Source organism: Nonomuraea aridisoli, from assembly GCF_003236395.1.
GTDB lineage: Bacteria > Actinomycetota > Actinomycetes > Streptosporangiales > Streptosporangiaceae > Nonomuraea > Nonomuraea aridisoli.
In genome coordinates, this window is record NZ_POUD01000298.1 from 1 (window position 1) to 10773 (window position 10773).

General features: G+C 74.8%; 10 protein-coding genes. 4 read left to right on the top strand and 6 right to left on the bottom strand.

Translation table 11 applies throughout. The features are described 5' to 3' along the window. Both C1J01_RS49335 and C1J01_RS50545 read right to left on the bottom strand, forming a co-directional pair. Positions 1-309 (bottom strand): hypothetical protein (locus tag C1J01_RS49335; RefSeq protein ID WP_146615904.1); only part of this gene is annotated, 309 nt, incomplete at its 3' end. A 181-nt stretch (positions 310-490) separates the two neighbouring features. Beyond that, positions 491-4663, bottom strand: coding sequence for a hypothetical protein (locus C1J01_RS50545; RefSeq protein ID WP_181449245.1), 4173 nt, complete (start codon positions 4661-4663; stop codon positions 491-493). Positions 4664-5023: 360 nt separating this feature from the next. On the opposite strand from C1J01_RS50545, the gene C1J01_RS40945 reads away from it, so the two are divergent. Beyond that, a complete protein-coding gene (locus C1J01_RS40945) occupies positions 5024-5212 on the top strand; it encodes a DUF1918 domain-containing protein (protein WP_111184429.1) in 189 nt (62 codons plus the stop codon). On the opposite strand, the gene C1J01_RS40950 is transcribed toward C1J01_RS40945, so the two are convergent. Further along, positions 5213-5737 carry a type II toxin-antitoxin system prevent-host-death family antitoxin gene (locus tag C1J01_RS40950; protein ID WP_181449246.1) on the bottom strand — a complete coding sequence of 175 codons (525 nt, stop codon included), beginning with the start codon at positions 5735-5737 and terminating at the stop codon, positions 5213-5215. Between the two features lie 116 nt (positions 5738-5853). On the opposite strand from C1J01_RS40950, the gene C1J01_RS40955 reads away from it, so the two are divergent. Next, positions 5854-6393, top strand: coding sequence for a GNAT family N-acetyltransferase (locus C1J01_RS40955; protein ID WP_111184431.1), 540 nt, complete (start codon positions 5854-5856; stop codon positions 6391-6393). A 4-nt stretch (positions 6394-6397) separates the two neighbouring features. Here the strand turns inward: C1J01_RS40955 and C1J01_RS53580 are convergent, their stop codons facing one another. Then, positions 6398-7228, bottom strand: a complete 831-nt coding sequence (locus tag C1J01_RS53580) for an MmyB family transcriptional regulator (RefSeq protein WP_328589733.1) — start codon at positions 7226-7228, stop codon at positions 6398-6400. A 92-nt stretch (positions 7229-7320) separates the two neighbouring features. On the opposite strand from C1J01_RS53580, the gene C1J01_RS40965 reads away from it, so the two are divergent. After that, complete coding sequence (locus C1J01_RS40965) at positions 7321-8082, top strand: SDR family NAD(P)-dependent oxidoreductase (RefSeq protein WP_111184433.1); 762 nt, start codon at positions 7321-7323, stop codon at positions 8080-8082. A gap of 57 nt (positions 8083-8139) precedes the next feature. Then, positions 8140-8694, top strand: coding sequence for a DUF4142 domain-containing protein (locus C1J01_RS40970; RefSeq protein WP_146615906.1), 555 nt, complete (start codon positions 8140-8142; stop codon positions 8692-8694). A gap of 292 nt (positions 8695-8986) precedes the next feature. Here C1J01_RS40970 and C1J01_RS40975 read toward each other — a convergent pair whose 3' ends face one another. Together C1J01_RS40975 and C1J01_RS40980 are read right to left on the bottom strand one after the other, a co-directional pair. Continuing rightward, the gene (locus C1J01_RS40975; RefSeq protein ID WP_111184435.1) at positions 8987-10414 is read right to left on the bottom strand and encodes an aldehyde dehydrogenase family protein; all 1428 of its coding nucleotides are present in this window, start codon (positions 10412-10414) and stop codon (positions 8987-8989) included. Then, positions 10411-10773 (bottom strand): P1 family peptidase (locus C1J01_RS40980; protein WP_181449247.1); only part of this gene is annotated, 363 nt, incomplete at its 5' end. The genes C1J01_RS40975 and C1J01_RS40980, both read right to left, overlap by 4 nt.

Below are 10773 nucleotides of genomic sequence, written 5' to 3' on the forward strand. Positions count from 1 at the left end.
GGTGAAGGTGACGCGGCGGGAGGTCGCGGGCGGGACGGTCAGGTGGACGTCCAGGGCGTCGACGTCGAAGGCGCGCGGGGAGAGCACGTCGTCGTTCCCCGCCCGCCCCCGTGCCGCGCCAGACGGGGAACGCGGCCACTGGCGGATCTCAGCATCGCCGTCCACCGGCACCAGGTGGTGGCGTGCGCCGAGGCCGGTCCTGCCGGCGAGCGGCGCAAGCCCGCACGCCGCGCTGGGGCGGTGGATCGGCCTGTTCGTCGGCTTCCTGGTCATCAAGCACGCCGCGACGCCGGCTTCCAGACGCCGCACGCCTACGTCCTCTACTGGCTCGTGCCGGTTGCCGGACGCCGGCGAGATCCGGCCCGACCGCGTAGGCGTCAACGTCGGGCCGGCGAGATCCGGCCCGACGTTGACGCCTACGCGGTCGGGCGCGGCGTCGGCAACCCGTGCATCGGCGCCGAGAGCGACGCGCCCGGTCTGGTCGCGCTGCTCATCGCCGGGCCGCGCCGTCCTCACCGGAGGCATTCTCACGGGAGGCGCGGCAGCCGCCGGCCTCGGCGCCGGAGACCTGCCAGTCCGCGCCGGGGAACGGGCTCATAAAGGAGGTGAGCAGGTCCACCGCGTAGTCGGGCGCCTGACCGCCGAGGTCCAGCAGGGAGACCATCTGGAGGCCGTCGGCGCCGCGCAGCGTCAGGACGCCGCGGGAGGCGCGGGCGGCGAAGCCCGGTTTGGCCGCGACCGTGACGCAGGCCAGGCCGACCCCGGCCGCCCTGATCTCCTGCCGCGCCCCGATCCGCCGCATCCGCTGGTCGTAGCGGCGCAGGTCGAGCGAGGCGGACGGGCCGATGCGGACCGCTTCGCGGAAGACGTCCCGGCCGATCTCGCGGCTCAGCCGGACGTCGAGGCGGATGTCCGGCCGCAGGTCGACGCCGTTCGCGGCGATCCTGAGGCTGCCGTAGCCGCCCTCGAAGCCGGGGGTGACGTACCCGAGGGCCGGGGGCGCCTTCAGGCCGAACGGGATCCGGCCGGGCCGCACCCGCAGCCACGACACGCGCCGCGCCTCCAGGGACACGTCCCGTACGACGCTCCTGGCCAGCGCGAACGACCCGCCGACGTGGTAGGTGAGGAACCCGCCCGTGTACGGGACCTCCTTGTGCACCGCGACCCGCTGCGGCGCGACCGGGTCCACCCTGAGCCCGGCGTGCAGCGTGACGCGCCCGGTGGGCGCGGGCCGGGAGACCAGCGCGAGCGACTGGTCCCGGTTGAGGCGGATCGTCGTGTCGGCGGCCAGGTCCTCGACCGCGAGCGACACGTCACCGAGCCGGCCCGACGGGTCCACCAGGCGGCCCTCCACCCCGAGGCTCCCGTCGAGCGTGCCCGCCCCTCCCTCGGCCTTGTACGTCAGCGCCGGCACGCCGAGCCCGGCGGCCGAGGCGTCGGCGTCCACCCCGAACGCGGCGGGCACGTCGGCGAAGCGCAACGCCCCGGTGCCCCTGCCCGGCACGGTGACCTCGGCGGTGAGCTCCCGCACGGCCGCCGAGTTGCGGACCCGGACGCGGGTGCGGGCGCCGTACGCGCCGTCGACCGCCACGGCGGCGGGCACCGGGTCGATCGCGACGTGGCCGCGCACCCCGCCCGCCTCCGCCCGCACGTCCAGCGCGCCGAGCGTGGCGGCGGGCTCGATCCGGTACGCCGCCCGCACGGCGTTCCCGCCCGCGCCGAACGGCCCGAGCGACATGCGGGTGATCGTGGACGGCAGCCCGGTCAGCGTGGCCCTGGCCTTGACCGGCACGGGCGACAGGACGCCGCTGTCCAGGTAGACGCCGAGGCTGCGGTGCCTGGGCCGGAAACCCGCGAAGGAGAACGTGCCGGCCGCCGGGTCCACCGACACCTGCTCGGGCAGGCCGCGTACGTCCAGGTGGGCCTGCAGGCCGAAGCAGCCGCGCCCGGGCAGGCAGAACGCGCCCGGCGCGCAGCCCGGCGACCCTTCGCGGCAACCACCGTCCACCAGCGACACGCCGTCCTGGACGGCGGGGGCGGCGCGCATGCGGGCGAGTGCCGCGCTCTTGCCCAGCCAGACGCGGGCGCGCACATCCAGGCGCGAACCCGAGTACGTCAGCCGCCCGCCCTGCGACGAGACCGCCAGCCTGCCGGGCAGGGGCCCGAGCGTGCCGGTCAGCCCGAAGCGGTCGTCGCCCCTGGCGACGTCGGCGTCCACGGCGAGCGTCTGGCGGGCGGCGCGGAAGGCCGCGGCGAACCCCTCGGCCGACGGGCCGAACTCGACGTGGGACAGGCCCTTGACCAGCACGCTGGCGTCCAGGTCGCCGCTCGCCCGGTCGTGGTGGGCCGCCAGGTGCGGCCCGGCCGGGGCGGTGGCGCCGTCGTGGTTGGTGAACGCCAGCGCCGCCGACCCGACCGGGCCGGACAGGCCGCGGAACCGGTACGAGGCGGGGCTCCAGGAGGCGTCGAACCGGGCGGGCACGCCGCGGACCTCGGCGGCGGCGCGGACGTACCGGCCGCCGATGGTGCCTCTGGCGAGGGCCGAGACCGCGGTGACGGGGGCGTCGGCGGTCCAGGTGAGCGTGCCGGGCGCGGCGACGAGTTCGGCGTCGCCGCGCAGGCCGTCGATGCGGGCGCGGACGTCCTCGCCGGAGGCTTCGGGCTTTTTATCCGCATAAATCCGTATCTGCCGGAGCTCGGCGGCGGTCGTCACCTTGACGGACGAGCGCTCGCCCAGCTCCCATGAGGCCGTCACGTCGCCCCGCACGCCGAGCGCGGTGCCGTCGATCACCGGCCCGGACCCGAGGTCGGCGTACGCGGCCCGCACCCGGTCGATCGCGCCCGACGCCCGGTAGGCGGCCGTGCCCTCGGCCGGGTCGAGGGTGACGTCCACGGTGGCGGGCGTGTCGGAGAGCTCCACGCGGGCCAGGCGGGTGCGGTCGACGCTGGCGGCGCCCACGAACGACCGGCCGGCGGAGGCCAGGTCGAGGTGGGCGTGCGGCTTGGACCCGTACGCGACGTCGAAACCGGACACGTCGGTCAGCAGCGCCGAGACGCCCAGCGCGGCGCCGTCCTTGATCATGGTGACGTGGGCGCCGCCTGGCGTGGACAGGGCGCCGCCACGGCGCTGCAGCACGACGGCGAACCTGCCGACCGGCGAACTGGCCGTGTGCGTGACGCGGTGCGCGGCCGTGTCGTTGGCCAGCCGCAGCCGGGCGGGCAGCTCGCTCAGCTCGGCCTTCAGCACGGTCCCGCCCCCGTCGGAGTACGTCAGGCGGGCGGCGCCGGCCCGCGCGGCGGCGTCCACGGTGAGGGTCTGCCCGGCGTCCGTGGTGGCGTAGCGGGCGTTGAACGACCGGGGGACGCGCTGGAGCTCGACGTCGGTCACCCTGGTCAGGCGGCCGGCGCGGTAGGTGAAGTCGTGCACGTGCGCGTCGCCGGCCGGGGCGGATCCGGTGTAGGCGATCCGGCCTCCCGACAGCCGGACCTCGGCTCGGGCCGGCATCCGGTCGAGCACGGCGTGGGTGAAGCGGCGGCCCGTCACGGCGAGCGCCTCCAGCCGGGCGGGCGCGGAGGCGGTGGCGTCCAGGGCGAGGGGGTCGAGGGCGGCGTTCACGGTGAGCCGGGCGGTGGCGGGCGACTGGCGCAGGCTCACGGCGCTGCGCCCGGTCAGGCCGGCCACCACGGCCGCGGACGCGCCCGGCTCGGTGCGCTCCACGTCGGCCGTGACGTGCCCGCCGGCCACGGTGAACGTCCCCCGGTCGGCCGCCGACAGGGACGAACCGCGGCGCAGGCCGTCGAAGCCGACGGAGATCCGGCCGTCGTACTCGGCCCAGACCAGCGCCCTGAGATCCGCACGCCCCAGCCGCCGCACGGAGAACCGCACACCGACCTCCTTGCCGGCGCGGGCGGCGGGCACCAGGGTGGCGGCCAGGTCGGGCCGGTCGTCGGCGGTCACGTCCGCCGCCGCCGGCACGCCGACGGGCCGCCGCGCCGAACACGACACCGGGACGTCGGCGCTCTCGACGCACAACCGGTACATCAACCCGGACGCGCCCGCACTCTCTCCGGCCCCTTCGCCGGCGCGCTCACCGAGACGGTCGAGTGCCTCGGCGATCGGCGCCAGGGGCTTCACCAGGGTCAGCAGCCGGGCGCCTGCGGTGTCCGGGAGCACACCGTGCACGTCGGGAGCCCGCCCGCCGACCCCCTGCTTCTCCTGGACGGCGGCGGCACGCGCGCCGACCTCACGGGCGAGCGCGGGCCCGGCGGGCGTGGTGACCTCGGGCGCCTGCGGTCCCGCCGCGTCGTCGCCGGTGGAGTCACCGGTGAAGTCGTCGCCGGAACGGAGGGCGAGCGACGGCCGCTCCGGGACGGTCACGACGGCGCCGGACGGCTCCTCGATCGCCGGCACCGGCTTCACGGCCACCCGCCCCCGTCCAGGCTCCGGCGTTCCCGCCTGCGCCCGTCCGGGCTTCGTCGTTCCGGCCTGCGCCGGTGTGGCCGCCCGCGCGCGTCCGGGCTCGAATGTGCCCGCCTGGACGGGCGTGGACGCCCGCCCCTGGGCGGTTTCGCCCGCCTCGGCACGCGTGGCGGACGGCGGAGCCACGAGGAGCGAGCCCGCGATCAACGTGGCGGTGAGCACGCGCAGCGAGGCGTGCGGCATGAAGCGTTCTCCCCTGGACCAATCATCCCGTCAGAAACATAAGTCACGAGATGACCACATTCCCTCACGGGGAGTCAAACCCCTCCGAACATGGGACTCCAGTTTTATCGGTTGTACGGCCCCGACGGCGGCCACAGCCCGCCACGTGCACACGCCAGAGTGCCGAACGTCCTGCGTCAGACGAGCAGACGGGATCCACGTGGATCTTGCAGTTGTCGCCGCTCCCCCGCGGGCACCCCGTCCCCGGGCGCCGCCGACTTGTACACCGCCGTCTGTCGATTCCCGTAAGCGCGTCTTTGCGGGAGGGCCGCTCTGGTGCAAGGTGGAGGTGACCCTCCGAAGCCCTGAGAGGAACCCACCATGCAGGCGAACGTCGGTGACAAGCTGGTCGTCCACGGTCACGTCGTCGGCCAGGGGAACAAGAAGGCGGAGATCATCGAGATCCGGGGCGCCGACGGGGCTCCCCCGTACCTGGTGCGTTACGACGACGGCCACGAGCACCTCGTCTTCCCCGGGCCCGACGCGGTGATCGAACCGGCCCCGCGGTAGTCACTCCCCCAGCGACCGCAGGGCCTCGGCGGCGGTGTCGCCGGAGCCGGTCGCGACGACCTCGCCGTCCCGGTCGCGGGCGATCGCGGTGATCCCGCCGAGCGGTCCGCCGGCCAGCGTGATGGTACGGCCCTCCGCCAGCAGCTCCTCTGCGGCCGGGCGGCGGCGGGTGGCCGGGCGGCCGAGCAGCCGCCGGGCGCTGATCAGGGCGGCGACCGGGCTGCGGTGGCGGGTCAGCAGCACGGGGCCCTCGTCGTAGGGCTGGGCGGCCTGGCGGACGAGGTCGCCGAGCTTGGCCCGGGCCGTCGACAACGACAACACCGGCAGGCCGCTGAGCACCCCGGACACCTGCGACAGCGGCACCAGCGCGGCCCACTCCCAGCGCTCGCGGGTGATCAGCGTCGTGGTGCCGTCCCTGGCGGCGCGGACGAGGCTGCCCCACCGGGCGCGCGCGTCCTCCACCCCGACCGGCGGGCCGTACCGGGCCTCCAGTTCGTCGAACGACGGCCGTTCCATGTCGATCATGACGAAAACCGTAAGGCGCCTTACAGTAAATTCGCAAGCCGCCTTACACATTCGCTCCCGGCGAGAGACCGGAAAACCACTCGAAACCCGATCGTTCGCGCCGATACCGTACGTCGGTGCGCGTATATCTGGAGATCGAGCGGCTGGTGCTGCGCCGCTTCACCCCGTCCGACGAGGATCACCTGTACGACCTGCACAACGACCCCGAGGTCATGCGCTTCCTCAACGGCGGCAAGCCGACGCCGCGCGAGGTGATCGTGGAGCGGACCCTGCCCCGGTTCATCGGGGGCGGCTTCTTCGCGGCCGAGGAGAGGACGACGGGCGGCTTCCTCGGCTGGTTCCACCTGCGCCCGGCCGACGGCGGCCCCGCCGACGAGCCCGAGCTCGGCTACCGGCTGCACAAGTCCGCCTGGGGCAAGGGTTACGCGACGGAGGGCTCGCGGGCGCTGATCGACAAGGCGTTCACGGAGCTGGACGCGCGGCGCGTGTTCGCCCAGACGATGGCGGTCAACCTCGGCTCGCGCCGCGTCATGGAGAAGTGCGGCCTGACACTGGTGCGCACGTTCCGTTTCGACTGGCCCGAGCCCATCGCCGGGTCGGAGCACGGCGAGGTCGAATACGAGATCACCCGAGCCGCCTGGGAGGCCGGCCGCTGACGCGTCAGCGACGCCCCGGCGCGGTCCGCTCGGCCTCCGCCAGCCTGCGCAGTTCGCGCATGGCCGACTCGGAGGCGGCGTCCGAGGCCGGCATGAAGACCTGCAGCACCTGGTCCGGGTCGTCGGGGCTCGCCACCGCCTCGGCATGGAAGCGGATGCGGCCCACGACCGGATGCTCCACCGTCTTCCACTCGCGGACCATGCGCGCCGCGACATGGCATTCGTCCCAGATCTGGGTGAAGTCCGGGCTCTCGCCGAGCTCTTGGAGGAGGCCGGACGTACGCGGGTCGTCGGGATGCCGGCCGGCGTGCAGGCGCAGCATGCCGACCGCGCCCGTCACCGCCTCCTCCCAGTTCAGGCAGATCTCGCGCGCCTGGCGGCTGGTCAGCATCCACCGGGCCGCGTTGCGCTCGCCCGCCGGCAGCGCGTAGCACTCGGGAAAGAGCAGGCGCACGGTCGGGGTCGCGGCGATGATGTCGGTCCGCCGGCCGAAGAGGATCGCGGGCAGGCCGTCGAGTGACTTCATCAGGCGGAGCATGCCGAGCGGCGCCCGCTGATCGGGGAGCCGTCTCGGCAGGGAGCCGTTGCGGGCCAGGTCGCGCAGGTGCTGCCTGGCCGGCTCGTCCAGCCGCAGCGCCTTCGCCAGCGACTCCAGGACCCCGTCGGAGCTTTCGCCGGCCGACTGGGCTGAGCGCGTGGCTGCGCGACTCCGCCGGCCAGTCGCCGGAGCAGACGCCCGAGGCGCTGGTGAGGCTCGCGTACGACGAGCACGACGGCTTCGGCAGGGCCTCTCGAACGCCACCGTCGAGCGCCTGTCGTCCCTGGCCGCCGTCATGGCGTAGCGCTCACCGCCGATCCGGACACGGCGTGAGGTTCGGGGTCGGAAGACCTGGTGCACTGGTCTGACCAGTCGCTAGGGTGCCTGTCATGGGATATGACGCGCTGTTCCGCCTGGACGGGCGGCGAGCCGTGGTGATCGGGTCGGGAAGCGGGATCGGCAGGGAGGCGGCGCTGGCGCTGGCCGCGCACGGGGCCTCCGTGGTGTGCGCCGACCGCGACCTCGACGCCGCGAAGGAGACCGCCGCCGGCTGCGGCGGCGACGCCCGGCTGGTGGACGTGCTGGACGCGGAGGCCGTACGCGACCTCGCCGCGCAGGTGCCCGCCGACGTGCTCGTGTTCACCGCGGCCACGAACGTGCGCAAGCGGCTGCTCGACTACTCCGGCGAGGAGTTCGACCGGGTGGTGAGCCTGAACCTGCGGGCGTCGTTCGACGTGGTGCGCGCCTTCGGGGCCGGGATGGTCGAGCGCGGGCGCGGGTCGATCATCGGGTTCGCCTCGATCCGGGCCTCGGTCACCGAGCCGGGCCAGGGCGTCTACTCCGCCACGAAGGCCGGGCTGGTGCAGCTGCTGCGGACGGCCGCGGCGGAGTTCGGCCCGCACGGCGTCCGGGTGAACGCCGTCGCGCCCGGCGTCGTGGAGACGCCCCTGACGAAGCAGATCAAGGACAATCCCGGCTGGTACGACGCGTACGCCGCCAAGAGCGCCCTGGGCCGCTGGGCGCGCGCCGAGGAGATGGCCGGGGCGGTGGTCTACCTGGCCGGCGACGCGGCGAGCTTCGTCACCGGCTCGGTGTTGTACGTGGACGGCGGCTGGACCGCCGTGGACGGGCGTTTCGATCCGCCGAATTAAGGCGACTACTCCCGGCCGGATCGGGCAGCGGGCACGGGTCCCACGAAAGGAGGACCTATGAGAGCGGCACGGAAGTTAGTCCCCGCGGGTGCCGCGGCCGTGCTGGCCTTCACCCTTGCCCCCGCCGCCCAGGCGCAGTCCCCCACGCCGGAGACCGCCGCCGTCGCCCCAGCGGGCTGGGCGCCGCGTGTCTCGGCCCAGGACAGGGAGTACCTGAGGCAGGCGCACCGAGGGCACCTCGCCGAGATCGCGGCCGGACGGGCCGCGCTGCGCGAGTCACGTGACAGAGACGTGCGCGGCATCGCGGCGCGGCTGATCCGCGACCACGGCCGGCTGGACGCGCGGCTCCGCGAGGCCGCCAGGCGGCTCGACGTCCGTCTGCCCGGCTCCCCCAGCGTCGAGCAGCGCAGGGAGCTGCGCGCGGTGGTCGCGAGATCCGGTCACCGTTTCGACCGCGCCTGGCTCAGGCTCCAGGCCGAAGCGCACCAGGACGCGCTCCGGCTGGGCGAGCGGGAGCTGCGGCGCGGGCATTCGCGGTGGGTGAAGGACCTGGCGCGCGACAGCGCCCCGGTGATCCGCCACCACCTGCACATGGTGCGGACGGAGCTCTGACACCGCAGGCAGCTCACCGCGTCGAGCTCTGACCACTGGAGCTCTGAGACCACGCGGAATGGACGGCCGGGGCCGCTTCGGTCCCGGCCGTTCCGCTGCCCGGGATCAGCGCCGGCCGCCGACCGGTCCAAGCCGCGGCGGCGATCGCGGCAATGCCGGACCGCGTACGGGTGCCCGGTTGATGGGGGCGGTCCGGCGGTGTGAGCCGCTCGGCCGACTTCCCGCCCGGAGAATAGCCGGGCGGCTCTCTGGCCGAGATCTCCGCCGGCCACCACCGGCCGGGCCGGAAACGCTACGGCCGGATGATGGCCATCCTGGTGACGGTCAGCTCCTCGATGGCGAACCTGGGCCCCTCGCGGCCGGCGCCGGAGTCCTTGACGCCCCCGTACGGCATGTTGTCGGCGCGGAAGCCCGGCACGTCGTTGACCACCACTCCCCCGGCCTCGATCCGCTCGATCGCGGCGAACGCCGTGGCCAGCGAGCGGGTGAACACGGCGGCGTGCAGCCCGTACCGGGACCGGTTGACCGCGGCGAAGGCGGCGGCGAGGTCGGGCACCGAGCGGACGCACACCACCGGGCCGAAGATCTCCTCGTCCCAGGCGGCGGCGCCGTCCGGGACGCCGTCCAGCACCGTGGGCGCGATGGCCCGCCCGTCGCGGTGCCCGCCCGTGAGCACCTCGGCGCCGGACGCGGCGACCCACTCCAGAACGCGCTCGGTGGCCTTGTCGTCGATGAGGGGGGCGACGCGCGTGTCCGGCAGGCGGGGGTCGCCGACGGAGACGCCCTTGACCCGCTCGGTCAGCAGGGAGAGGAACCGCTCGCGTACGGGCTCCTCCACGAGCACCCGCTGCACCGAGATGCACGCCTGCCCGGAGGCGTAGTAACCGCCGCGCACGACGGCGTCGGCGGCGGCCTCGAGGTCGGCGTCCGCCGCGACCACCAGGGCCGCGTTCGAGCCCAGCTCCAGCAGCACCTTGGTGGGGGCCGCGTTGCGCGCGATGGCGTGTCCGGCGGCGGCGGAGCCGGTGAAGGACACCGCGCCGATCCGCCGGTCCTCCACCAGGGTCCGGCCGACCTCGACGTCCCCGGTGACGAGCTGGACGCCGGCCGGCGGCAGCGCGCCGGACGCGCGCAGGAGGTGGACCAGCCAGAGGGTGGCCAGCGGGGTCGCCGGAGCCGGCTTGACGATCACCGGGCAGCCCGCGGCCACGGACGGCGCGATCTTGTGGGCGGCGAGGAGGAGCGGGTAGTTGTAGCCGGTGATGCCGACGACGACGCCGATGGGCCGGCGCGTCCAGAACCCGATCAGCCCCTCACCCGCCGGCAGCAGGTCCAGCGGCACCGTCTCGCCGTGCAGCCTGGCCACCTCCTCGGCGGCCGTGGCGAGGGTGACGAGCGTCCTGGCCACCTCGACCTTGCAGTCCACCAGTGGCTTGCCGGTCTCCAGGACCAGCAGCCGTTCGAACTCCTCGCGCCGTTCCGCCAGGGCGTCATGGGCGTGCGTGAGCGCGGCGCGGCGGGCGTGCGAGGGCAGGGCGGCCATCGCGGGGGCCGCGCCGAGGGCCGCGTCCAGGGCGCGGCGGGCGTGCTCGGCCGTGCCCAGCGGGGCCGCGGCGACCACGGAGCCGTCGTAGGGGAAGATCACGTCGGTGGTGTCCGCGGTCTGCGTCCATCCGTCGCCGATGGGCAGGCCGGCGGGCCATGCGGGGTCGAAGGTCATGTCTCTTTCCGTACTGCGCTCGGGAACACGTCGAGGTACGTGGGTGCGCCCTCGCGTCCGGTGGCGGCCAGGACGGCGTGCGCGACCGCGCGGCTGAACGCGTCGGCGGCGGCCGCGAGGACGTCCTGGAACGTGTCGTGGTCCGGGGCGGGGCGGGCGCAGGTGGCCAGGGCGAAGATGGTGTCGCCGTCGGTCATGGTGTGCGCCGGTCTGATGGCCCGGGCCAGGCCGTCGTGGGCCACTGCGGCGAGCTTGCCGCACTGGGCCTTGGTGAGGGCGAGGTCGGTGGCGACGACGCCGATGGTGGTGTTGAACGAGGGGCCCTTCACCGGGTTCCAGGCCCGGGCCTCCTCGGGGGT

What these genes read in the sequence shown, in the direction of transcription:
- C1J01_RS50545 (WP_181449245.1), bottom strand. Translation starts at nt 4,663, where the DNA reads ATGCCGCACGCCTCGCTGCGCGTGCTCACCGCCACGTTGATCGCGGGC.
- C1J01_RS40945 (WP_111184429.1), top strand. Translation starts at nt 5,024, where the DNA reads ATGCAGGCGAACGTCGGTGACAAGCTGGTCGTCCACGGTCACGTCGTC.
- C1J01_RS40950 (WP_181449246.1), bottom strand. Translation starts at nt 5,737, where the DNA reads ATGATCGACATGGAACGGCCGTCGTTCGACGAACTGGAGGCCCGGTAC.
- C1J01_RS53580 (WP_328589733.1), bottom strand. Translation starts at nt 7,228, where the DNA reads ATGACGGCGGCCAGGGACGACAGGCGCTCGACGGTGGCGTTCGAGAGG.
- C1J01_RS40965 (WP_111184433.1), top strand. Translation starts at nt 7,321, where the DNA reads ATGGGATATGACGCGCTGTTCCGCCTGGACGGGCGGCGAGCCGTGGTG.
- C1J01_RS40970 (WP_146615906.1), top strand. Translation starts at nt 8,140, where the DNA reads ATGAGAGCGGCACGGAAGTTAGTCCCCGCGGGTGCCGCGGCCGTGCTG.
- C1J01_RS40975 (WP_111184435.1), bottom strand. Translation starts at nt 10,414, where the DNA reads ATGACCTTCGACCCCGCATGGCCCGCCGGCCTGCCCATCGGCGACGGA.